Source organism: Streptomyces sp. NPDC002476 (assembly GCF_042889785.1).
Taxonomy (GTDB): Bacteria; Actinomycetota; Actinomycetes; order Streptomycetales; family Streptomycetaceae; genus Streptomyces.
This window is the reverse complement of sequence record NZ_JBIARH010000025.1, coordinates 57107-80385: the sequence shown is the minus strand read 5'-3', so window position 1 is coordinate 80385 and position 23279 is coordinate 57107. Positions and strand designations below refer to the sequence as shown.

The window sequence follows — 23279 nt, the reverse complement described above, 5'->3', positions numbered from 1 at the left end:
GCCATAAGTAAACATCTGCTTACATAGACGCTAGGGCAGGCCCGGGCATGTGGTCAACATTTGTTTACATCGCGGTGGACGTACCGTTCGGGTGGAGAGAGGACAGCAATGAGAACCAGCAGTTCCCCGGACGCCCCCTCGCCCGAGACGTCGACGAGCGGTCCCGCGCCGTCCGCCGGTACCGCGTCGTCGGCCAGTGCGCCGCAGACAGCCCGGCGGGGCACCGGCACCAGGACCCGCGCGCTCCTGCTCGAATCGGCCCGTCGCCGCTTCGCGCACGACGGATACGCGGCCACCACCGTCCGCGACATCGCCGACGACGCCGGTGTCAACGTCGCACTCATCAACCGCTACTTCCGGTCCAAGGAAGGTCTCTTCGAAGCCTGCCTGAAGGCGGTCATCGGCGAACTCTCCCGCGAGGCGGGCGCGGTCGCCGACCTGGAACAGATTCCGCAGATCATCAGCGGCCACACCGCGGGTGCGCTCGCCTCGGAAGCTCCCGGGGACGCGCTCCTCCTGCTGCTGCGTTCCTCCGGCGACGAGCGCACCGAGCGGATGCGCACCGGCCTGCTGCGAACGTTCAGCGAGCGGCTCGCCTCGGCGGCCGGATGGCGGCCCGACGCCCCCGGCGGCGACCAACTGCTCCTGCGCGCGCAACTGGTGCTGTCCGTGGCCTTCGGCATCACGGTGCTGCGTGCCTCCCGCAGCCTGGAGCCGCTCGCGTCGGCCACCGAGAAGGACCTCGGAGACCCGCTGCGCGACGTGGTCGACGCCCTGCTCACCCTGGGCGCCACCGGGGCGTGACGCAGCGGCTGTGCCGGGACACGGCTCCGTGTCCCGGCCGTCGTCGTGGACCGGGCGCCTTCACTGACCGGCGCGGGCGGCGCGGGCGATGGCGGCGTCGACCAGGGCGAGTGCCTCCTCGGCGGTACGGCCGGGGTGGCGGTTCCACGGACCGATCAGGCCGGTCCAGCCCCGGGAGCGGAGCTCGGTGACGAGCCAGGCGCCCGCCCGGTCCACGGTGTCCAGGGAGCCGTAGCCCAGGCGGTGCGCGGCGAGGAGGGCGCCGCAGACGCACCGCGCCCCCCGGGCGTTGCGGAGTTTGTAGGGCGTGTTCTGCCAGCCCCACTCGGTCAGGATCCTTCGCGCGTGGGCGAGATGAGTGGAGGGTCGCACATCGGGCTGTCCGATGCGGCGCCAGGAGTGCAGCCGGTCGGGCACGATCGCGCCCAGCCGCCCGGGAAGGGGCCGCTCGCGCGGCGCGGCGGCGGGCAGGGCCCGGACGGATTCGGCGATGAGTCGGTCGACCGGTACGGACAGCAGGGCGCGCCAGTCCGTCGGTCCAGGTCCTGGCGCCTGCTTCGAGGCCCCGGGGGAGGGCAGGGGCACGGGCTCGGGGGCGGTGCGAGCCCAGCCGGAGACGATCTGCCGCCATGCCTCGGTGTCGTACAGGTGCACGGCCTGGGCATCGAGCAGATCGGGGGTCGGGGCGGGAGCGGGGGTGGTGGAGATGGGGGTCGGCATGGGCGCGGTGCCTCCGTCACGTCGTCTTCGGCGTTGTGCCGAATGTCCGCCGTGAATGGAGATCGCTCCACCGGAGTGCGGCGTTCGGGTGTGTCACGACGGATTCGAGGGGACGGACGAGGGATACGGAGCTGCCGCCCGTGGAGCGTGGGCCCGGACGCTTCGGATGGTTCCGGATCCACGCGGCGCACGTGCACGGCGCCGATGGTGGCCGCGACTCCGCCCGCCCGTGTACCGCGCCGCCCGCGCCCCTCACCCGTCCACGGGAAGCCCCGCCGCGCGCCAAGCCCGGAAGCCGCCGACCAGGTCCGTCGCCCGGTGCAGCCCGAGCTGCCGCAGGGACGCGACGGCGAGACTCGACGCGTAGCCCTCGTCGCAGACCACCACGATCCGCAGGTCGTGGCCCACTGCCTCCGGCAGCCGGTGGCTTCCCCACGGGTCCAGCCGCCACTCCAGTTCATTGCGTTCGACGACCAGAGCTCCGGGGATCAGTCCGTCCCGCTCCCGCAGTTGTGCATAGCGGATGTCGACGAGCAGCGCCCCGTCCTCGGCCGCGGCGGCGGCCTCCCGCGGACCGACCCTGACGAACCCTGACCGGACACGTTCCAGCAGTTCATCGATGCCGACGGGGCCCGATCCGCCCTCGCGGCCAATCGGTTCCGATCCGCTCGCTCGGCCGATCGGTTCGGAACCGGCCGCGCGACTGTCGCTCACTGCCAGTCCTCCGGCCGTTCCACCTGTTCGAGGCGGAGCACGGAACCGGTCCGGCTGTAGCGCCGGATCCGGGGCAGCGGTGGGAAGTACGCGTGGACGGAGACGGCGTGCTCCGTGGTGGACTCGTTCAGCACCTCGTGGACGTGGTGACGGCCCAAGGCCCTGCCCTGACCGGCGGTCAGCACACGGGAACGGTCGATGCCCTCGGTGAGCTCCAGGGTCTTCCAGCCGTCGGTGGGCAGCCGGGCGGCGAGCGAGCACTCCTTGAGGGCGCCGGTCGCGGTGGTGAAGGCGCCGATCGAGTCGGCGTGGTCGTGCCAGCCGGTGCCGCTGCCCGGTGGCCAGCCGATCAGCCACGCCTCACTGCCGCCGGGGCCGCCGAGGGGGAGCCAGGTGCGCCCTTCGGGATCGAGGGGGAGCGAGGCGACGATGCGGGGGTCGGCGGCCACCCGGCGGACGAAGTCGAGCAGTTCGGCGGCCGACGGACCGGTGCCGGAACCGGCCGTCGGCCCGGTGACGGACCCCCTACCGGTGGCCGTCGTACCGGAACCCGTACGGGCCGACGAGCCGGAAACGGACTCGGTACCGGTGGAGGCGGGCAGGGGTGCGGAGGCTGAGGAAGGAGCAGACAAGGAGAGCCGTCCTGAAGGTTCGCGCGGGCGCGCGCCGTACGTGAAGAGCGCACGGCGCGGCAGGAGAGGGGCGAGTCAGCAGGACGGGCGACACACGCAGCCCGCATAGCGGACGAGGTCCATATGGACCCTCCGCCACAGGCGCACATCGGTGTCGGTCACGTTCCGGAGTACACCACGCGGACCGGCAGCGGTCAATTGACGTCCACCGGCCGGTCGGAACGCTCGGCGGTGTGCACCGCCCCGCCGCGTACCGTGTCCGCCGCCGCGTGGAGCTCCCGGGGCCGCACCCCGTCGAACGACGCCACGAGATGACCGTCGGGCCTGATCAGCAGGACGGTGTGCGCCGACGCTCCCGGATAGCTCTCCGTCACCAGAAGCTCGCTCCGCACCGGCAGCCCGTCGACCGCCGTGGCGAGTCGGGGCATGACCCCCGCGGTCATCCAGTGCCGCCGGTCCCACACCCCGGTGCCGGGCGCCACCAGGAGCACCAGCAGATTCCCCAGCCCCAGCCGCTCACGCAGCCGTACGGTCGTGCCGTCGGGCGCAGTCACCCGCACATCGATGACCGGCGCACCGGGGGGCGTACCCACGGAGGTGTGCGCCTCGGTATGCGCGGGCGCAAGGGGCGAATGCGAGTACGAAGGGGGCGCGCCGAGGGGGCCCCGGCCCAGATGCCCGTCCATGAGCAAGGAGTCGTGCCCCCGTGCGCTCCCCGGGACCAGGGTCCGCAGCCCCCCGCCGCCGCGCAGGACCGGCAGCGACTGGTCAGCGGCCCGCAGCCGCGCGGCCACCGCAGCCCGCCGCTCCGCCTGATAGCTGTCGAGCAGTACGTCCGAGGCGCCCTGGTGCCAGGCGTGCGCCAGCTTCCAGGCGAGGTTCTCGGCGTCCCGCACCCCCTCGTCGAGCCCCTGGGTGCCCAGCGCGCCCAGCAGATGGGCGGCGTCCCCGGCCAGGAAGGCCCGGTCGGCCCGCCAGCGCAGGGCGAGCCGGTGGTGCAGTGTGTACACGCCGGTGTCCAGCAGTTCGTACGGCGGTGTCTCGCCGCACCAGCTCTCCAGGGTGTCCCTGATCCGGGTGATCAGGGCGTCCGGGGTGACCAGTTCGCCGCGCGGCGGCAGCAGCCAGTCCAGCCGCCAGACGCCGTCCGGGAGCGGACGCGCGGTCACCTCGGCGCCGCCGGTACGCCACGGCGGCAGCCGGTGCAGTACGGCATGCCCCGGCCAGGGGAGTTCGGTGCGCAGGGCTGCGACGGCATGACGCTCCACCGCCGTGCGCCCGGGGAAGCGGATGTCGAGGAGCTTGCGCACGGTGGACCGGGCGCCGTCGCAGCCCACCACGTAACTCCCGCGCCACCACGTGGCGTTCGGCTCCCTGGTGTGCACCGTGACGCCGGTGGCGTCCTGTTCCAGCCGGTCGACCCGGCTGTACGGCACCACCCGTACGAGTTCCTGCGCGGCGACCGCGTCCCGCAGTCCGCGCGACAGGGTGTGCTGCGGCAGGTGGACGGGAGAAGGGAGCGGCGGATCGCCGTCGGCGAGGTCCTCGCCCCGGTCCCGGCCTTCGCCCGCGTCGAGGGGCAGTTCACGCACCAGTTGCCTGCGCCGCACGGACCGCCACCCGGACCACCGCGCGCCCTCGCGCCGGAGCGCCGTGCAGCCCAGCCGTTCGACCAGGTCAGCGGTGTCCTCGCGCAGGACCACGGTCCGGGCCGGGCGCGTCTCGTCCCGGCCGGGGTCCTCGTCGAGGAGGACGGAGGGCACACTCTGGGCCGCGAGGGCGAGCGACAGCGCCAGGCCGACGGGCCCCGCGCCGACGACGATCACCGGGTCCACGGGGCGGCTCCTCGAATCCGTACGGACGATGTCGACGCCGATCCTGCGGCCGACGCGGCTCCCGTCGACGCGGACGAGAGGGACGAACGGCTCGGAAGCGGGCCGGGAGGCGGAGGAGGTGTGGTGGCGGCGGGGGAAGGGGGCGCGATCACAGAACGTATGCAACCTACTGCCGGTGCCCGCGTCAAGCGACGCCGGACGACGGCGAGGGGCGGTGGCTGATCAGCCACCGCCCCTCAGGCACACGATGCGACGAACCGTCAGACGGCGCGCCCGTCGTCGACGACGAGCGCCGGCTCACCGACGGCCTTCGGTGCGCCCCCCGGTGCGGTTCCCTTGCTCTTCTTGTTGCGCCGCAGCCACCGCTCCAGCCAGCTCGCGAACGAGGTGAGCGCGAAGTTCAGCGCGACGAAGATCACGGCCACGACGGTGAAGCACGCGATGGTGTTGGCGCCGTAGTTGGCGCTCATCGGGCGGACCGACGCCAGCAGTTCGGGGAAGGTCATCATGGCGCCACCGAGCGCGGTGTCCTTCACGATGACGACGAGCTGGCTGACGATCGCCGGGAGCATGGCCGTCACCGCCTGCGGAAGCAGCACGAACACCATGACCTGGCTCTTGCGCATGCCGAGCGCCTTGGCCGCCTCCGCCTGGCCCTTCGGCAGGGACTCGATGCCGGCCCGCACGATCTCGGCGAGCACCGAGAAGTTGTACAGCACCAGACCGGTCACCACGGCGTACAGCGGACGCACATCGGTGTCGATGGTGGTGTACTCCGCGTACACCGCGTTCGCGACGATCATCAGGATCAGTACGGGGACGGCGCGGAAGAGCTCCACGACGAATCCGGCCGGCATCCGCACCCAGCGGTGGTCCGACAGTCTGCCGATACCGAACAGGGCACCCAGCGGCAGCGCGATGATCAGGGCGAAGAACGCCGCCTTGAGCGTGTTCTGGAGACCGGGCCAGATGAACGTCTCCCACGGCTGGGAGCTGGTGAAGAAGGGCTTCCACTTGATCCAGTCGAGCTGGCGCTTCTCGGCCAGGCCGTCGTACACCCACCACGCCACGGCTGCGGCGCCCAGGACGAACAGCACCGTGTACAGGACGTTCCGCTGCTTGGCGCGCGGCCCCTGGGCGTCGTAGAGGACCGAGGAACTCATCGCTTCACCGCCACCTTCTTGCTCACCCAGCCGAGGATCAGGCCGGTCGGGAGGGTCAGAACGACGAAGCCGAACGCGAAGACCAGTGAGATCAGGATCAGCTGGGCCTCGGCCTCGATCATGTCCTTCATCAGGTACGAGGCTTCGACGACCCCGATCGCGGAGGCGACCGTGGTGTTCTTCGTCAGAGCGATCAGCACGTTGGACAGCGGGTTGACCACCGCACGGAACGCCTGGGGGAGGATGATCAGCCGCAGCACCTGCGTGAAGCTCAGCCCGAGCGCACGGGCCGCCTCCGCCTGGCCGACCGGCACCGTGTTGATGCCGGAGCGCAGCGCCTCGCACACGAAGGCGGCGGTGTAGGCGACCAGGGCGAGCACGGCCAGACGGAAGTTGACGTCCTCGGTGCCCTCGGCACCGAGCTTGACGCCCAGCGTCGAGTACAGACCCAGGGACGAGAACAGGATGATCACGGTCAGCGGAATGTTCCGGACCACATTGACGTACGCGGTGGCGAAGCCGCGCATCAGGGGGACCGGGCTGACCCTCATGCCGGCCAGTAGCGTTCCCCATATGAGGGAGCCGAGGGCGGAGTAGACGGTGAGCTGCACCGTCACCCAGAAGGCCCCCAGCAGGTCGTAACCTTCAAGAAAGTCGAACACGATCTCCCGCGCTTCCGCGTGTCGGAGGGAGGGCACGGCGCGCCGTCGTTCACGGACGGCGCGCCCGGTCAGCCCTGCTTCACTTGACGACGTTGCCGATCTTCGGGGCGAGCTCGTTCTTGTAGTTCGCCGGGCCGAAGTTGTCCTTCACGGCCTTGTCCCAGGAACCGTCCGAGACCATCTTGGTGAGCGCGTCGTTGATCTTCTTCTTGAGGTCGGCGTCGCCCTTCTTCAGGCCGATGCCGTAGTTCTCGTTGGTCATCTTGAAGCCGGCCAGCTTGAACTTGCCCTGGAACTCCTTCTGCGAGGCGTAGCCCGCCAGGATGGAGTCGTCGGTGGTCAGGGCGTCGATGACCTTGTTCTCCAGGCCGGTCAGGCACTCCGAGTAGCCGCCGTAGGTCTGGAGCTCCGCCTTCGGGGCCAGCTTGTCCTTGACGTTCTGCGCCGAGGTGGAACCGGCGACCGAGCACAGGTTCTTGCTGTTCAGGTCCTTCGGCGACTTGATGGAGTCGTCGTCGGCGCGGACCAGGATGTCCTGGTGCGCCAGCAGGTACGGGCCCGCGAAGTCGACCTTCTGCAGCCGCTCGTCGTTGATCGAGTAGGTGGCGGCGATGAACTTCACGTCGCCGCGCTCGATCGCCGTCTCGCGGTCGGCGCTCTTGGTCTCCTTGAAGACGATGTCCTTGGCGTCGTAGCCGAGTTCCTTGGCGACGTACGTGGCGACATCGACGTCGAAGCCGGTGTACTTGCCGTCCGGCGTCTTCAGCCCCAGACCGGGCTGGTCGATCTTGATGCCGATGGTGATCTTGCCGCTGCCCGAACCGTCCGAACCGCCGCCCTTCTTGTCGGAACCACAGGCGGTGGCGGTCAGGGCGAGAGCGAGCACGGCGGCCGAGGCGGCGGTGACCTTACGAAGCTGCATGATGACATTCCCTAAAGTTGACGCGATGCGGGTGACCGGCCGGTTCACGGACCGGCGGTGAGGAAGCGATCGGCTCGGGCCGACCGGTTCCGATCAGTGGTGAAGGATCTTCGAGAGGAAGTCCTTGGCCCGGTCGCTGCGCGGGTTGCTGAAGAACTGGTCGGGCGCGGCCTCTTCGACGATCTTGCCGTCCGCCATGAAGACGACCCGGTTCGCGGCCGAACGCGCGAAGCCCATCTCGTGCGTGACCACGACCATCGTCATGCCCTCCCGGGCGAGCTGCTGCATGACGTCCAGCACCTCGTTGATCATCTCCGGGTCGAGCGCGGAGGTCGGCTCGTCGAAAAGGATCACCTTGGGATCCATCGCCAACGCCCGGGCGATGGCCACGCGTTGCTGCTGGCCGCCGGAGAGCTGGGCCGGGTACTTGTCGGCCTGTGTCGCGACTCCCACCCGCTCCAGCAGTGAACGGGCCTTGTCCTCGGCGGCCTTCTTGTCCGTCCTGCGGACCTTGATCTGACCCAGCATCACGTTTTCGAGCACAGTCTTGTGCGCGAAGAGATTGAACGACTGGAAAACCATCCCGACATCGGCACGCAGCCGTGCCAGCTCCCGGCCCTCCTGCGGCAGCGGCTTGCCGTCGATCGAGATGTCGCCCGAGTCGATCGTCTCCAAGCGGTTGATCGTGCGGCACAGCGTGGACTTTCCGGACCCGGAGGGCCCGATGACGACCACGACCTCGCCGCGGGCGATGGTCAGGTCGATGTCCTGGAGCACATGCAGCGCGCCGAAGTGCTTGTTGACGTTGCTCAGTACGACAAGGTCGTTCGCCGCAGGTGCGGCGTCCTCGGCGCCCTTGGTCACTGAAACTCCGCTCATCGGCTTCTTGCTCCGTCCTCCTCGGTTGGGAAGGACCCTAGGGTTGCGGTGCGACCAGCGTCATCACATCTGAGCGAGAATTGAGGATAACGATCCGGTGGCGCCCGGACACGACCTGTGACCAGGGATGCGGGCGGGACACCCCGGGCGTACCGGGTGGATAACAGATGGCCCGATGTGACGGGCGGGCTCTTGACTGGCGTACCGCTCATCGGAGTGGATGCCCTGGTACGCCATCACGTGAAACACCTCCGTACGGGGAAGTCACCAGAGGCGTACGAAACACGACACCGGGAGCGGCACGGGCTTCGCACGCGCGCCGCGCGGACCCCCGTGGCCGCGGACGCCCCGCGGCACCCGGCACCGCACCATGGAAGGAGGGCGCATGAGACTGCTGCTCGTCGAGGACGACAACCACGTCGCGGCCGCGCTCTCCGCGATCCTCGCCCGGCACGGCTTCCAGGTCGTGCACGCACGCACCGGCGAGGACGCGCTCCAGGCGCTGCTGCCCGCGGACACGGAACCCTTCGGTGTCGTGCTCCTCGACCTCGGCCTGCCCGACCAGGACGGCTACGAGGTGTGCGGGAAGATCCGCAAGCGCACGTCCACACCGGTCATCATGGTGACCGCCCGCGCCGATGTCCGTTCGCGGATCCACGGCCTCAACCTCGGGGCCGACGACTACGTGGTCAAGCCGTACGACACCGGCGAACTCCTCGCCCGCATCCACGCCGTCAGCCGGCGCACGTCGGCCGGTGAGGACACCGTGTCCACACCGGTCGCCGCGCTGCGCCTGGGGGACGTCCGGATCGAGCTGCCGACCCGCCGGGTCAGTGTGGACGGTTCGGAGATCCAGCTCACCCGCAAGGAGTTCGATCTGCTCGCGCTGCTGGCCCAGCGGCCGGGCGTGGTCTTCCGCAGGGAGCAGATCATCAGCGAGGTGTGGCGCACGAGTTGGGAGGGCACGGGCCGTACGCTCGAAGTGCACGTCGCGTCCCTGCGTTCCAAGCTGCGGCTGCCCGCACTGATCGAGACGGTGCGCGGGGTGGGCTACCGCCTCGTCGGCCCGGCCGCGTAGCGGCGGCGGAGACGAACAGAGGCATACGTCCCAGGTGCGCACCCGGCTGCTTCCCCTCCTCATCGTGCTCATGGCGAGCGTGCTGCTCGCCCTCGGCTTCCCGCTGGCCGTGAGCGTGGCCAACGCCGAGCAGCAGCGCGTCGTCATCGACCGCATCGACGACGCCGCGCGGTTCGCCGCGCTCGCCCAGTTCGTCGCCGAACGCACTCCCGGCTACGAGGAGCGGCGCGACATCCTGAGGGGCGAACTCGACACCTACGACTCGGTGTACGGCATCCACGCCGGTGTCCTCTATCGCGACGACAGCGCCATGGCCAAGGCCCCGGCGGACTGGCAGCTGCCCCTGGAGGGGGAGGGGCGGGAGGCGTTCAAGGAGGCGCTCCTCGGGCGTCGCAGCCACGATCCGCAGCAGGTCTGGCCCTGGCAGCGGAGCAGGATCGTCATCGCCTCGCCCGTCGTACGGGACGGCGACGTCGTCGCCGTCGTGGTCATCGACTCGCCCACGTCCGAGATGCGCGCGCGCACGCTGCGCGGCTGGCTGCTGATCGCCGCGGGCGAGGCGATCGCCATGCTGGTGGCGGTCGGCGCCGCGATCAGACTCACCGGCTGGGTGCTGCTGCCGGTACGGACCCTGGACGCGGCCACGCACGACATTGCCAGCGGCCGGATGAGATCGAGGGTCGCGGCCTCCGGCGGCCCGCCCGAACTCAGGCGTCTGGCCCGCTCGTTCAACGAGATGGCCGACAACGTCGAGAACGTGCTGGAGCAGCAGAGCGCCTTCGTCGCCGACGCCTCGCACCAACTGCGCAACCCACTCTCCGCGTTGCTGCTGCGGATCGAGCTCCTCGCGCTCGAACTTCCCGAGGGCAACGAGGAGATCGCCTCCGTGCGCACGGAGGGCAAGCGCCTCGCTCAGGTCCTGGACGACCTGCTCGACCTGGCGCTCGCCGAGCACGCCGCGGCCGACCTGCGGCTCACGGACATCGGCGCGCTCACCGAGGAACGCGTCGCCTCCTGGCGTCCGGTCGCCGACGACAAGGGGGTACGGCTCCGGTCGGGCGGACCGGCCGCGGTGACGGCCTGGACGGACCCCATCGCGTTGTCGAGCGCCCTCGACGCCGTCATCGACAACGCGCTCAAGTTCACCCCCGCCGGGGAGGAGGTCCTGGTCACGATCGGTTCCGGACGCGACGACGTCACGGTGGTCGTCGCCGACCACGGCCCCGGCCTCACCCCGCAGGAGCTGGAACGCGTCGGGGACCGGTTCTGGCGCAGCACGCAGCACCAGAACGTGAAGGGATCGGGTCTCGGACTCTCCATCTCCAAGGCCCTCCTGGCCGCGGGCGGCGGCTCCCTCGACTACGCGGCCAACGAACCGCACGGGCTGCGCGTGACGGTGACGGTGCCGCGCAACGACCCGCAGGGCTGAGCGGCCGTACCGTGTGCGCGGTCACGGCCCGACCGGGCGGGACCCGTGCACGGGCCGGTGCGCGGCACGGACCGAGGGGCACGAGCCATGGACCACGGACCACCGATCACGGCTTGACCGAGCGGTAGTACCGCTTGGCCCCCTCGTGCAACGGCAACGGATCGGTGTAGATCGCCGTCCGCAGGTCCACCAGTTGGGCCGCGTGCACCTCGCGCCCGATCCGGTCCCGGCTGTCGATCACGGTCCGGGTGAACGCTGCGGTCATCGACGGATCCGTGCGGTCGGTGGTCACCAGGACATTGGCGATCGCCAATGTCGGCACCGCCTGGCCCTGCTGCGCGCTGCGGTAGGCGTCGGCCGGCATCAGGGCCGACCGGTAGTGGCGGGCGGCCCCGCCCACTGCCTGAAGCTCCTTGACCAGCGACGCCTCCAGCGGCACCAGCCGGACCGCGAACCGGTCCGACAGTTCCTGCACGGCGGAGGTGGGCAGTCCGCCCGACCAGAAGAAGGCGTCGAGCCGGCCGGTCTCCAGATGCCTCGGCATGGTGTCGATGCCGTCGGGCACCGGTGTGACGTCGTCGTTCGGGTCCAGCCCGGCGGCCGCCATCACGCGATCGGCCACCAGCCGCACCCCCGATCCCGGCTGCCCCACCCCGATGCGCAGGCCGCGCAGGTCGGAGACCTGGCGCACCGGCGAGTCCCGGGGCACCACCAGCTGGATGTAGTCGTCGTACAGCCGCACGCAGCCCCGCAGCCGGTCGGCGCCCGGACCGCGGTCGCGCAGATAGGTGGCGAGGGCGTCGGCGGTGGCGATGGTGAAGTCGGCCTTCCCGGTCGCCACCCGCGCGATGTTCTGCTGGGAACCCTCACTGGTCTGCAGCCGGATCGACACCTGCGGCAGATCCCTGGCGAGGTCGCCTATCAGCCGCTCGCCGTAGCGCTGGTAGACCCCGCTGCGCACCCCGGTGCTGAACGTCAGCGTCCCGCTCGGCGTCGGCTTCCCGAGCGGCAGCAGCCACCCCAGCAACAGCCCGAGCACGACGGCGAGGACGGCACCCGCCCGGAGGGCGCGCCGGCGGCCGATACGGGAGAGCGACTGGAGCATGGCGGCGATCCTGCCAGCCCGTCCCCGCGATGACCAGGGCCGGGGCTCCGGAGCGGGAGGCGCTCCCGGGACCGCCTACCCTTGAGGGATGACCAGCAGCAGCGACCGGAGCCTCGCAGTGGACGTCCAAGCACCCAAGAGCTACGAAATCCGCACCTACGGGTGCCAGATGAACGTCCACGACTCCGAGCGGTTGTCCGGTCTGCTGGAGGGCGCGGGTTACGTGCGGGCCGCCGAGGGCTCCGACGGGGACGCCGACGTCGTCGTCTTCAACACGTGCGCGGTGCGGGAGAACGCCGACAACAAGCTCTACGGCAACCTCGGCAGGCTCGCCCCGATGAAGGCCAGGCGCCCCGGCATGCAGATCGCCGTCGGCGGCTGCCTGGCGCAGAAGGACCGGGCCACCATCGTCGAGCGGGCCCCCTGGGTGGATGTCGTCTTCGGCACGCACAACATCGGCAAGCTGCCGGTGCTGCTGGAGCGCGCCCGCGTCCAGGAGGAGGCCCAGATCGAGATCGCCGAGTCCCTGGAGGCGTTCCCCTCCACCCTGCCCACGCGTCGCGAGTCCGCCTACGCGGCGTGGGTCTCCATCTCCGTCGGCTGCAACAACACCTGCACCTTCTGCATCGTCCCGGCGCTGCGCGGCAAGGAGAAGGACCGCCGCACCGGTGACATCCTCGCCGAGATCGAGGCACTGGTCGCCGAGGGCGTCTCGGAGATCACCCTGCTCGGCCAGAACGTGAACGCGTACGGCTCGGACATCGGCGACCGGGAGGCGTTCTCCAAGCTGCTGCGCGCCTGCGGGACGATCGAGGGTCTGGAACGGGTCCGCTTCACCTCGCCGCACCCCCGCGACTTCACGGACGACGTGATCGCGGCCATGGCCGAGACGCCCAACGTGATGCCCCAGCTGCACATGCCGCTGCAGTCCGGCTCGGACACCGTGCTCAGGGCGATGCGCCGCTCGTACCGACAGGAGCGCTTCCTCGGCATCATCGAGAAGGTGCGCGCCGCGATGCCGGACGCCGCCATCTCCACCGACATCATCGTGGGCTTCCCCGGCGAGACCGAGGAGGACTTCGAGCAGACCCTGCACGTGGTCCGCGAGGCGCGCTTCGCCAACGCCTTCACCTTCCAGTACTCCAAGCGCCCCGGGACCCCGGCCGCCGAGATGGAGGGGCAGATCCCCAAGGAGGTCGTCCAGGAGCGCTACATGCGCCTGTCCGCCCTCCAGGAAGAGATCTCCTGGGAGGAGAACAAGAAGCAGGTCGGCCGGACGCTGGAGATCATGGTCGCGGAGGGCGAGGGCCGCAAGGACGGCGCCACGCACCGCCTCTCCGGCCGCGCCGCCGACAACCGCCTGGTCCACTTCACCAAGCCCGACGAGGAGGTGCGCCCGGGCGACGTGGTGACGGTGGAGGTCACGTACGCGGCCCCGCACCACCTCCTCGCCGAAGGACCCGCGGTGGGCGTGCGGCGGACCCGGGCCGGGGACGCCTGGGAGAAGCGCAACGCCGCCGAGACGGCCAAGCCGGCCGGAGTGATGCTGGGGCTGCCCGGCATCGGCGCTCCGGCCCCGTTGCCGGCCGCGGCGGCCCCCGGCTGCGGCTGCGACTGAGCGCCTGCCGGGCGACCTCTGACCGGGCGGTCACACCCTGGCACGCGCCTCCAGCGCTGCTGAAATGTCCGCGTAGCTCCACTACGCGGACATCCCGGCGCCGCGCCCGCTCCGGCGGTGACGGCGGACCGGAGTCGTGGGCTCACGCAGTACGCTGCCGACCATGCTTGTCGCCGCCGCTGTCTGCCCCTGCCCGCCCCTGCTGGTACCCGAGGTCGCCGCCGGTGCCGCCCCCGAGCTCGACGCGCTGCGCAAGGCGTGCGCCGATGCCGTGGACATGCTCGCCACCGCCCGGCCCGACCTGCTGGTCGTGGTCGGGCCCGCCGCCCTCGCGGGCCGGGGACCGCACTCCGAGGGTGCCACCGCCACGTTCCGGGGCTTCGGCGTCGACCTCGGCGTACGGCTCGGGCGCGACCTGGGCCGGGTGGCGGCCCGTCCGCTGCCGCCGTCCCTGGCCGTGGGCGCCTGGCTGCTCGCCGACACGCGCTGGTCGGACGCGCCCGTCGAAGGTCTCGGCGTGGGGGAGCCCCTGGAGACCGAACGCTGCGTGAACTCGGGACGGGACCTGGCCGCCCGGGCGGACCGGGTGGCGCTGCTGGTGATGGGTGACGGCAGTGCCTGCCGCACGCTCAAGGCCCCCGGCTACCTGGACGAGCGCGCCGAGGCGTTCGACGCCGCCGCCGCGCGCGCCCTGGGCGCGGCCGATCCGGACGCCCTGATCGCACTGGACGAGTCGCTCGCGTACGAACTGAAGGCGGCCGGCCGCGCGCCCTGGCAGGTCCTCGCGGGCGCGGCCGAAGGGGCCGGCCTGCGAGGACGGCTGCTGTACGACGACGCCCCGTACGGCGTCGGCTACCTGGTCGCCGCCTGGTCCTGAGACCCGTACGGGAGCCGTACGTCAAGTGCGGCGGGCGGCCGTGCGGTCCTTGCGCCGCGCGGCCGCCCGCCGGCGCGGTCCTCCCGTTCCGCCGGACGCCCCGGTCGGCGGGACGCCACGAAGCGGCCGAGTGTCACGAAGCGGGCGGTGGCGCGCTCGGTGGCGTGTCGTCCCCGCGCTCGGGCGCACCGTCCTCGTGCTTGTGGGACAGGCGTTCGACCGCTTCCTTGGCCTTTCTCGTGCCGGACTCGATCTTCTCGCTGTACTTGCCCTTGGTCTTTTCGTCGACCGTCCGTGCCGCCTTGTCGAGCCCGTGGTCGATCTTCTCCCCGTGCTGATGCGCGAGTTCGCCGACCTTTTCCCTGGCGGGGCTCAGCTTGGCCTTCAAAGTGTCCAGGAAGCCCATCGGGCACCTTCCCTGCTGGAAGAAACCATGGCCGGGCGTCCTGTCCGGTCGCCGACCGCCTCGCCCACCGGCTTCGCGGTCGAATTACAAACCATGAAAAACGCCCGTATTCACGTACAAATTCTACTGGTGTGAGCGAGGATTCGCGCCGTTCGGCGCCGCGGGGCCGGCGCCCGCCCAGGGCCGCCGCACTCGTTCGGGAACACGGCGGAAGGTTTGCGAGACTGGGGCGGTGACAAGCTCAGCTCCCGCACCGCGGGTCATCACCGTCGTCGGCCCCACCGCTGCCGGAAAGTCCGATCTGGGGGTGTTCCTCGCTCGGCGGCTCGACGGCGAAGTGATCAACGCCGACTCCATGCAGCTCTACCGGGGCATGGACATCGGCACCGCGAAGCTGACGCTCCCCGAGCGCGGGGACGTCCCGCACCACCTGCTGGACATCTGGGACGTCACGGAGACCGCCAGCGTCGCCGAGTACCAGCGACTGGCCCGCGCGGAGATCGACCGGCTGCTCGCGGCGGGGCGCACCCCCGTCCTGGTCGGCGGCTCCGGCCTCTACGTGAAGGGTGCCATCGACGCCCTGGAGTTCCCCGGCACGGATCCGCAGGTGCGGGCCAGGCTGGAGGAGGAGCTGACCGAGCGCGGCCCCGGGGTGCTGCACGCCCGGCTCGCCGCCGCCGACCCCGAGGCGGGCCGGGCCATCCTGCCGAGCAACGGCCGGAGGATCGTCCGGGCCCTCGAAGTCATCGAGATCACCGGCAGACCCTTCACCGCCAACCTTCCGGGTAACGATGCGGTGTACGAGACCGTCCAGATCGGCGTCGACGTGGCCCGTCCCGAGCTCGACGAACGCATCGCCCTGCGGGTGGACCGGATGTGGGAGGCCGGACTCGTCGACGAGGTGCGCGACCTGGAGGCGCGCGGTCTGCGGGACGGACTGACCGCGTCCCGGGCGCTCGGCTACCAGCAGGTCCTGGCCGCGCTGGCCGGGGAATGCGCGGAGGAGGAGGCGCGTGCCGAGACGATTCGCGCCACCAAACGATTCGCGCGCCGCCAGGACTCGTGGTTCCGCCGCGACCCGCGGGTCCACTGGCTGAGCGGGGCCGCCCGGGACCGCGGGGAACTCCCGGACCGGGCTCTCGCGTTGGTCGAACGAGCGGTTACAGCCTGATCACGTGATGGCATCGGGACGCCCCGCCCGTCATTCCGGTGCCTCGGGGCGTGCCATCATCGAGCATCGATCGATCAGTGGAGTTCGAGTTGGGAGGGCGCGTGGCGATGGAGGCCGGCCCTCGCGACACGGAAGACGACGCACCGGACAAGCGACACGCGCCCGCGCACGACCCGGGTCACGAACCGGGGCGTCTGAGCCCCGACGGGCCCGACGAACTCGACGTGCCTGCCGAGGTCGAGATCGAGCTGCGGCCCGCCCGGCGGATGCGCATCTGGCAGCTCGCACCGATCGTCGTGCTCGCCGCGGTGGGCTCGTTGATGTTCGCCTTCCCGCTCGCCTTCGAGTTCGGCGACGGCGGCGCGGTCGTCGCCATGCTGGGCCTGCTGATCAGCGGCTGTGCCGCGGGCTGGGGCATGATGGCCGCCCGCCGTGTCGGCTACACCTGGCCCGGACTGCCGCAGCGGGGCACGGGCGAACGGCCCGACTGGCGTGTGGTCGCCCTGTACGTCGCCGTCTGCCTCGTACTGGTCGCCCTGGCCGTCGGGCGCGTGGCCCGGCTCCGCTGACCTGCTCCGACGGCCCGTCCGGCGCTGCCCGACGCGTGCCCGGCGACCGGCCTTCCCGTTCCCGCCCCGCCCCGGCGCTCCGCCCGGCCCGGCTTCGGCGGGCGTCGCCGCCGCCTCGTACAGTTGCCCTGTGAGCACCTCGCAGATCACCTTCCTCAAGGGCCACGGCACCGAGAACGACTTCGTGATCGTTCCCGACCCGGACGACGCCGTGGACCTGCCTCCCGCGGCCGTCGCCCGGCTGTGCGACCGCCGGGCCGGTATCGGCGGGGACGGGCTGCTGCACGTCGTACGGTCCGCCGCGCATCCCGAGGCGCGTGCCATGGCGGACGAGGCCGAGTGGTTCATGGACTACCGCAACGCCGACGGCTCCGTCGCCGAGATGTGCGGCAACGGCGTACGCGTCTTCGCCCGTTATCTGCAGCGCGCCGGGCACGCCGGGGCGGGTGACCTCGCCGTCGCCACCCGCGGCGGCGTCAAGAAGGTGCACATCGCCAAGGACGGCGACATCACCGTCTCCATGGGACGCGCGACCCTGCCCGAGGACGGGGTCACGGTCACCGTGGACGGCCGCGGCTGGGACGCCCGCAACGTGAACATGGGCAATCCGCACGCCGTCGCCTTCGTCGGCGAACTGGAGCACGCCGGCGCCCTGCTGGCCACCCCGTCCTACAGCCCCGCGGCCGTCTACCCCGAGGGCGTCAACATCGAGTTCGTCGTCGACCGGGGTCCCCGCCATGTGGCCATGCGGGTCCACGAGCGCGGCTCGGGGGAGACCCGCTCCTGCGGCACGGGCGCCTGCGCCGTCGCCGTCGCCACGGCCCGCAGGGACGGCGTCGACCCCGCGCGGACCGGTACCCCGGTCACGTACACGGTCGACCTGCCCGGCGGCACCCTCGTCATCACCGAGCACCCGGACGGCGAGATCGAGATGACCGGCCCCGCAGTGATCGTCGCCGAGGGCGTCATCGATGCGGCCTGGCTTGCCGCCCGGCCCGCGTAGAGCGTGTGCCGAAAGGAGCGTCGTCCGCCCGACGGGCGGGGCGGGCCGGACGGGACTTTCGAAACACGCCCTGGACGGCCCGAGCGGACGCCACCGCCCCGTACCGGCCGGGCGCGTACGGGAGATGCCTGACATGACCGAAACGGCAAGGCCCAAGGCTTCGCTCGAATGGGTGATCCGTTTCACGCTGGGCAAGAGCGGGACTCCGCCACGTGGTGGGCTCGGTAGCATCAAGCACCGGCCCGGAGGTGCGACCGCGCCTTCACCCTGCCGGTCGACGCCGCCGGAGGTACCCCCCATGAGCGCAGAGGCCGCCAACCCTGGTACTCCCTTCCGCAGGCGGGGCCGCCCCCGGATCGACCTCCGCAGGCTCGGCCGCGTCGCGCTCCTCGGCTCCGTACCCCGTGACCGACTGCCCGACGCGATCGGCCATGTCGCCGAGGCGCACCGCGCCCACCACCCCGATGCCGACCTCTCCATCCTGCACCGCGCCTATCTGCTCGCGGAGTCCTCGCACCGCGGACAGATGCGCAAGAGCGGCGAGCCGTACATCACGCACCCCCTCGCCGTCACCCTGATCCTCGCCGAACTCGGCGCCGAGACCACGACACTGACCGCCTCGCTGCTCCACGACACCGTCGAGGACACCGAAGTGACGCTCGATCAGGTGCGGGAGCAGTTCGGCAAGGAGGTCTGCTACCTCGTCGACGGCGTCACCAAACTGGAGAAGGTCGACTACGGCGCGGCGGCCGAACCCGAGACCTTCCGCAAGATGCTGGTGGCCACCGGCGACGACGTCCGGGTGATGTCGATCAAGCTCGCCGACCGGCTCCACAACATGCGGACCCTCGGCGTGATGCGTCCGGAGAAGCAGGCCAGGATCGCCCGGGTCACCCGTGACGTGCTGATCCCGCTCGCCGAACGGCTCGGCGTGCAGGTGCTCAAGACCGAACTCGAAGACCTCGTCTTCGCGATCCTCCACCCCGAGGAGTACGAACGGACCCGGGCGCTGATCGCCGCCGCCGGACCCGACCCGCTCGCCCCCATCGCCGAGAACGTCGCGGCGGTGCTGCGGGAGGCGGGCATCCCCGCCGATGTCCTCATCAGACCGCGCCACCACTTCTCCGTGCACCGGGTCAGGACCAAACGCGGCGAACTGCGCGGCACCGACTTCGGACGCCTGCTGGTCCTCGTCGGCGAGGACGCCGACTGCTACGCCGTGCTCGGCGAGCTGCACACCTGCTTCACCCCGGTGATCTCCGAGTTCAAGGACTTCGTCGCCGCGCCCAAGTTCAACCTCTACCAGTCGCTGCACACCGCGGTCGTCGGCCCCGAGGGCGCGGTCGCCGAAGTCCTCATCCGCACGCACCGGATGCACAAGGTCGCCGAGGCCGGCGTCATCGCCCTCGGCAACCCGTACGCGGCGGACGGCGGCTCCGGCCCCCAGGCCGCCGAACCCGCGGACGGGGAACGCGCCGACCCGACCCGGCCCGGCTGGCTGTCCAGGCTCCTGCAATGGCAGCAGTCGGCACCGGACCCCGACACGTTCTGGACCACGCTCCGCGCCGACCTCGCCCAGGACCGCGAGGTCACGGTCTTCCGCACCGACGGCGGCACGCTCGGACTGCCCGCCGGAGCCAGCTGCGTCGACGCCGCCTACGCGCAGTACGGGGACCGGGCGCACAACTGCGTCGGCGCCCGGGTCAACGGCCGGCTCGCCACCCTCGGCACCGTGCTGAGCGATGGTGACACGGTGCAGCCGCTGCTCGCCGAGGACGCCGGGTCCGGCCCCTCGCGCGCCTGGCTCGACCACGCCCGGACCCCCGCGGCCCGGATCGCCATCACCGGCTGGCTGGAGGCCCACCCCGAGCCTCCCCAGGGCCCGTACGGCGGCCGGCCGTCCGGGCCCAGGCCCGAACCGCAGCCCCAGGAGCCCCCTGCGACCGCGGGCGACCGGGCCCGCACCGCGAGCGCCGTGGTGGACCGGCCGGACGCCGGCGTGCGCCTCGCGGGCTGCTGCACGCCCGTGCCCCCCGACGACGTCACCGGCTTCGTCGTCCGCGGCGGCACGGTCACCGTGCACCGGCGGGAGTGTCCCGGGGCGGCCCGGATGCGGTCCACCGGCCGGACACCGGTCGGCGTGCGCTGGGGCGAGGAGGCCGCGTGCCGGGTCACGCTGGTCGCCGAGTCGTTCGGCCGCCCCCGGCTGCTCGCCGACCTCACCGAGGCGATCGCGACGGCGGGGGCGGCCGTCGTGTCCGCCACCGTCGAACCCCCCAGCGAGCAACGCGTCCGGCACACCTACACGCTCGAACTCCCCGACGCCGCCGGACTTCCGGCGCTGATGCGCGCGATGCGCGACGTAGCGGGGGTGTACGACGTGAGCCGCGCCCGGCACCCCGCGGGCGCCGTCTGATCCCCGCGGCGCGCCGCGGGGACCTCGTTCGAGTGGTGCGGCGCGCGCCGCGCCTGCCCGCCCGGACGTCGCTGATAGCGGTAGTCCATGCCGTTCATCTCCCGCCGTGCGCGGGCGGCTCTGCTGGCCGCCGCGTCCGCCGCCCTCGTCGCCGCCGCCCTCCCGTCGCCCGTGCCGCTCGGCATCGGCGACCGGCTCTTCCCGCATCTCGGCAACCCCGGATACGACGTCCTCTCGTACGACATCGGACTGACCTACCACGGCAACAACAGCCGGCCGATGGACGCCGTCACCACCATCGACGCCCGGACCACCGAACCGCTGGACCGGATCAACCTCGACTTCACCCACGGCACCGTCCGCGCGGTCGCGGTCAACGGTCTGCGCAGCGAATTCGCCACCGCGGGCGAGGACCTGGTCGTCAGCCCGCCCAGCCACCTCCCGCCCGGAGCGCCGCTGCGCATCACCGTCCACCACACCAGCGACCCCGGCGGTGCCCAGGACGCCGGAGGGTGGGTGCGCACCGCCGACGGCCTGGCCATGGCCAACCAGGCCGACGCCGCCCACCGCGTCTTCCCGGGCAACGACCACCCCGCCGACAAGGCGTACTTCACCTTCCGGGTCACCGCACCCAAGGCCCTCACGGCGGTGGCCAACGGACTGCTCGTCGCTGCCGCCCGGCACGGCGACACGACCACCTGGACCTATCGCACCGAGCACCCCATGGCCACCGAACTGGCCCAGGTCGGCATCGGCCGGTCCACCGTGCTGCACCGCACCGGACCGCGCGGACTGCCGGTGCGCGACGTGGTCCCGACCGCCGACCGCGAGCGCCTGGAACACCGGCTCGGCAAGACCCCGGAGCAGATCGCGTGGATGGAGCGGCAGGTCGGACGCTACCCCTTCGAGACATACGGACTGCTCGTCGCCGACACCCGGACCGGCTTCGAGCTGGAGACCCAGACGATCTCCCTCTTCGAACGGTCCCTGTTCGCGGGGGACGCCTACCCCGACTGGTACGTCGAATCGATCATGGTGCACGAGCTGGCCCACCAGTGGTTCGGCGACAGCGTCTCGCCCCGGACCTGGTCCGACCTGTGGCTCAACGAGGGACACGCCACCTGGTACGAGGCACGCTACGCGGAGGAGCACGCCGGGAAGTCGCTGGAGAGCCGGATGCACGACGCCTACGTCCGGTCCGACGGCTGGCGTGCCGCGGGCGGCCCGCCGGCCCGCCCCACGACGCCCGAGCCGGGCAAGAAGCTCAGCCTCTTCCGGCCGGTGGTGTACGACGGAAGCGCGCTGGTCCTGTACGCCCTGCGCCAGGAGATCGGCGCGAGCGCGTTCGACCGCCTGGAGCGGAGCTGGGTGAGGAAGCACCGGGACTCCACCGCGGACACCGCGGACTTCGTCCGGCTGGCGTCGCGGATCGCGGGCCGCGACCTGACCTCGTTCCTCGACGGCTGGCTGCACGGCGAGAGGACCCCGCCGATGCCGGGACACCCCGACTGGCGCAGCGCCGCCCCGGACGGCCGTTGACGCGGGGCGCACGGGCGGCCGCGAGCGCGGCCCGGCCGGGGTAAATCCGGGTGACGAGCCCGGAGCGGCCGTGCCACTATCGACGGGTCGCCACGGCGGCCGGACCGTTGATTCGCCGCACCGGGAATCATCGGCAGAGGTCACACGTTGTGACAGACGTAACGGAATTCCATCGACGTAAGGATCCAATGACCTCCTCTTCTTCCCTTCCCCAGGACGCGCGGTACGCGCGGAGTGCTACGGAGAACACCACCGAGAGCCTCACAGAGGGCCTTCGGGCCGACGCCCTGATGGAAGAGGACGTCGCCTGGAGCCACGAGATCGACGGAGAGCGGGACGGCGACCAGTTCGACCGCTCCGAGCGCGCCGCGCTGCGACGGGTGGTCGGTCTCTCCACCGAGCTGGAGGACGTCACCGAGGTCGAGTACCGGCAGCTGCGCCTGGAGCGCGTGGTGCTGGTGGGCGTGTGGACCTCGGGGACCGCCCGCGAGGCGGAGAACTCCCTGGCGGAGCTCGCCGCGCTGGCGGAGACGGCGGGAGCCCAGGTGCTCGACGCCGTCTACCAGCGTCGCGACAAGCCCGACCCGGCCACCTACATCGGGTCCGGCAAGGCGCTGCAGCTGCGTGACATCGTCCTCGAATCGGGGGCCGACACCGTCGTCTGCGACGGTGAGCTCAGCCCCGGCCAGCTGATTCATCTGGAGGACGTCGTCAAGGTCAAGGTGGTCGACAGGACCGCCCTGATCCTCGACATCTTCGCCCAGCACGCCAAGTCCCGAGAGGGCAAGGCACAGGTATCCCTGGCGCAGATGCAGTACATGCTGCCGCGCCTGCGCGGCTGGGGTCAGTCGCTGTCCCGGCAGATGGGCGGCGGTGGTTCCAGCGGCGGCGGGGGCATGGCGACCCGCGGCCCCGGTGAGACCAAGATCGAGACCGACCGGCGCCGGATCCGCGAGAAGATGGCGAAGATGCGCCGGGAGATCGCGGAGATGAAGACCGGCCGCGAGATCAAGCGCCAGGAGCGCAAGCGCAACAAGGTGCCATCGGTCGCCATCGCCGGTTACACCAACGCGGGCAAGTCCTCGCTGCTCAACCGGCTCACCGGGGCGGGCGTCCTGGTGGAGAACGCGCTGTTCGCCACCCTGGACCCGACCGTGCGCCGGGCCCAGACGCCGAGCGGCCGGATCTACACCCTGGCCGACACCGTCGGGTTCGTACGGCATCTGCCGCACCACCTCGTCGAGGCGTTCCGCTCCACCATGGAGGAGGTCGGCGAGTCCGACCTGATCCTGCACGTCGTGGACGGCTCCCACCCGGCCCCGGAGGAACAGCTCGCCGCGGTCCGCGAGGTGATCCGCGACGTCGGCGCGGTGGACGTGCCCGAGGTCGTGGTGGTCAACAAGGCGGACGCCGCCGATCCGCTGGTGCTCCAGCGACTGCTGCGCATCGAGAAGCACGCGATCGCCGTCTCGGCACGCACGGGCGACGGCATCGAGGAACTGCTCGCGCTCATCGACACCGAACTGCCCAGGCCGTCGGTCGAGATCGAGGCACTCGTGCCGTACACCCGGGGCGGTCTCGTCTCGCGCGTGCACGCCGAGGGCGAGGTGATCTCCGAGGAGCACACGTCGGAGGGCACCCTCCTCAAGGCCCGGGTCCACGAGGAACTGGCCGCGGAACTCTCCGCGTTCGTTCCCGTGGCGCACTGACGGCGCGGCGGCGGCACCGCCCGGTACG

Annotated in this window: 22 protein-coding genes; 11 read left to right on the top strand and 11 right to left on the bottom strand. The window is 71.5% G+C overall.

Features of this window, described 5'->3' with window-relative positions:
- Positions 1-108 precede the first annotated feature (108 nt).
- A complete protein-coding gene (locus ACFYXM_RS25480; RefSeq protein ID WP_389292640.1) occupies positions 109-804 on the top strand; it encodes a TetR/AcrR family transcriptional regulator in 696 nt (231 codons plus the stop codon).
- Between the two features lie 60 nt (positions 805-864).
- On the opposite strand, the gene ACFYXM_RS25475 is transcribed toward ACFYXM_RS25480, so the two are convergent.
- From ACFYXM_RS25475 to ACFYXM_RS25435, 9 genes are all read right to left on the bottom strand, one after another.
- Positions 865-1524 carry a hypothetical protein gene (locus ACFYXM_RS25475; protein ID WP_389292639.1) on the bottom strand — a complete coding sequence of 220 codons (660 nt, stop codon included), beginning with the start codon at positions 1522-1524 and terminating at the stop codon, positions 865-867.
- 252 nt (positions 1525-1776) lie between these two features.
- Positions 1777-2205, bottom strand: a complete 429-nt coding sequence (locus ACFYXM_RS25470; protein ID WP_389292686.1) for a rhodanese-like domain-containing protein — start codon at positions 2203-2205, stop codon at positions 1777-1779.
- A 29-nt stretch (positions 2206-2234) separates the two neighbouring features.
- Positions 2235-2708 (bottom strand): cysteine dioxygenase, encoded by a 474-nt coding sequence (locus ACFYXM_RS25465; RefSeq protein WP_389292684.1) that lies wholly within the window; start codon positions 2706-2708, stop codon positions 2235-2237.
- Between the two features lie 237 nt (positions 2709-2945).
- Positions 2946-3017: a putative leader peptide gene (locus tag ACFYXM_RS25460; protein WP_309544753.1), complete on the bottom strand. Its 72-nt coding sequence runs from the start codon at positions 3015-3017 to the stop codon at positions 2946-2948.
- A 47-nt stretch (positions 3018-3064) separates the two neighbouring features.
- Entirely contained in the window at positions 3065-4705 is a 1641-nt protein-coding gene (locus tag ACFYXM_RS25455) for an FAD-dependent monooxygenase (protein WP_389292637.1), read from the bottom strand.
- 260 nt (positions 4706-4965) lie between these two features.
- Positions 4966-5868, bottom strand: coding sequence for an amino acid ABC transporter permease (locus ACFYXM_RS25450; protein ID WP_389292636.1), 903 nt, complete (start codon positions 5866-5868; stop codon positions 4966-4968).
- A complete protein-coding gene (locus ACFYXM_RS25445; RefSeq protein WP_389292682.1) occupies positions 5865-6530 on the bottom strand; it encodes an amino acid ABC transporter permease in 666 nt (221 codons plus the stop codon). Before ACFYXM_RS25445 ends, ACFYXM_RS25450 begins: the two co-directional genes overlap by 4 nt.
- A gap of 79 nt (positions 6531-6609) precedes the next feature.
- The gene (locus ACFYXM_RS25440) at positions 6610-7452 is read right to left on the bottom strand and encodes a glutamate ABC transporter substrate-binding protein (RefSeq protein ID WP_389292634.1); all 843 of its coding nucleotides are present in this window, start codon (positions 7450-7452) and stop codon (positions 6610-6612) included.
- A 93-nt stretch (positions 7453-7545) separates the two neighbouring features.
- On the bottom strand, positions 7546-8331 hold the full coding sequence (locus ACFYXM_RS25435; protein ID WP_389292632.1) for an amino acid ABC transporter ATP-binding protein: 786 nt from the start codon (positions 8329-8331) through the stop codon (positions 7546-7548).
- A 385-nt stretch (positions 8332-8716) separates the two neighbouring features.
- Here ACFYXM_RS25435 and ACFYXM_RS25430 point away from each other — a divergent pair, with 385 nt between their 5' ends.
- Together ACFYXM_RS25430 and ACFYXM_RS25425 are read left to right on the top strand one after the other, a co-directional pair.
- Entirely contained in the window at positions 8717-9409 is a 693-nt protein-coding gene (locus ACFYXM_RS25430; protein WP_389292630.1) for a response regulator transcription factor, read from the top strand.
- Positions 9410-9443: 34 nt separating this feature from the next.
- Positions 9444-10838, top strand: coding sequence for an ATP-binding protein (locus ACFYXM_RS25425; RefSeq protein ID WP_389292628.1), 1395 nt, complete (start codon positions 9444-9446; stop codon positions 10836-10838).
- A gap of 106 nt (positions 10839-10944) precedes the next feature.
- On the opposite strand, the gene ACFYXM_RS25420 is transcribed toward ACFYXM_RS25425, so the two are convergent.
- On the bottom strand, positions 10945-11943 hold the full coding sequence (locus ACFYXM_RS25420) for a TAXI family TRAP transporter solute-binding subunit (protein ID WP_389292626.1): 999 nt from the start codon (positions 11941-11943) through the stop codon (positions 10945-10947).
- Between the two features lie 88 nt (positions 11944-12031).
- Between ACFYXM_RS25420 and miaB the strand changes: the two genes are divergently transcribed.
- Together miaB and ACFYXM_RS25410 are read left to right on the top strand one after the other, a co-directional pair.
- Entirely contained in the window at positions 12032-13561 is a 1530-nt protein-coding gene (gene miaB / locus ACFYXM_RS25415; RefSeq protein WP_389292624.1) for a tRNA (N6-isopentenyl adenosine(37)-C2)-methylthiotransferase MiaB, read from the top strand.
- A gap of 163 nt (positions 13562-13724) precedes the next feature.
- Complete coding sequence (locus tag ACFYXM_RS25410; RefSeq protein ID WP_389292622.1) at positions 13725-14438, top strand: class III extradiol dioxygenase subunit B-like domain-containing protein; 714 nt, start codon at positions 13725-13727, stop codon at positions 14436-14438.
- A gap of 133 nt (positions 14439-14571) precedes the next feature.
- Here ACFYXM_RS25410 and ACFYXM_RS25405 read toward each other — a convergent pair whose 3' ends face one another.
- Complete coding sequence (locus ACFYXM_RS25405) at positions 14572-14844, bottom strand: antitoxin (RefSeq protein ID WP_389292620.1); 273 nt, start codon at positions 14842-14844, stop codon at positions 14572-14574.
- Between the two features lie 232 nt (positions 14845-15076).
- Here ACFYXM_RS25405 and miaA point away from each other — a divergent pair, with 232 nt between their 5' ends.
- The 6 genes from miaA to hflX all read left to right on the top strand — a co-directional run bounded on the left by miaA (position 15077) and on the right by hflX (position 23251).
- Complete coding sequence (miaA, locus tag ACFYXM_RS25400) at positions 15077-16015, top strand: tRNA (adenosine(37)-N6)-dimethylallyltransferase MiaA (protein ID WP_389292618.1); 939 nt, start codon at positions 15077-15079, stop codon at positions 16013-16015.
- 107 nt (positions 16016-16122) lie between these two features.
- Entirely contained in the window at positions 16123-16584 is a 462-nt protein-coding gene (locus tag ACFYXM_RS25395) for a hypothetical protein (RefSeq protein ID WP_389292680.1), read from the top strand.
- 130 nt (positions 16585-16714) lie between these two features.
- Positions 16715-17587, top strand: coding sequence for a diaminopimelate epimerase (gene dapF / locus ACFYXM_RS25390; RefSeq protein ID WP_389292616.1), 873 nt, complete (start codon positions 16715-16717; stop codon positions 17585-17587).
- 298 nt (positions 17588-17885) lie between these two features.
- A complete protein-coding gene (locus ACFYXM_RS25385) occupies positions 17886-20003 on the top strand; it encodes a RelA/SpoT family protein (RefSeq protein WP_389292614.1) in 2118 nt (705 codons plus the stop codon).
- Between the two features lie 87 nt (positions 20004-20090).
- Positions 20091-21542, top strand: a complete 1452-nt coding sequence (locus ACFYXM_RS25380) for a M1 family metallopeptidase (RefSeq protein WP_389292612.1) — start codon at positions 20091-20093, stop codon at positions 21540-21542.
- Between the two features lie 188 nt (positions 21543-21730).
- Positions 21731-23251: a GTPase HflX gene (hflX, locus tag ACFYXM_RS25375; RefSeq protein WP_389292610.1), complete on the top strand. Its 1521-nt coding sequence runs from the start codon at positions 21731-21733 to the stop codon at positions 23249-23251.
- The last annotated feature ends 28 nt before the right edge of the window (positions 23252-23279 follow it).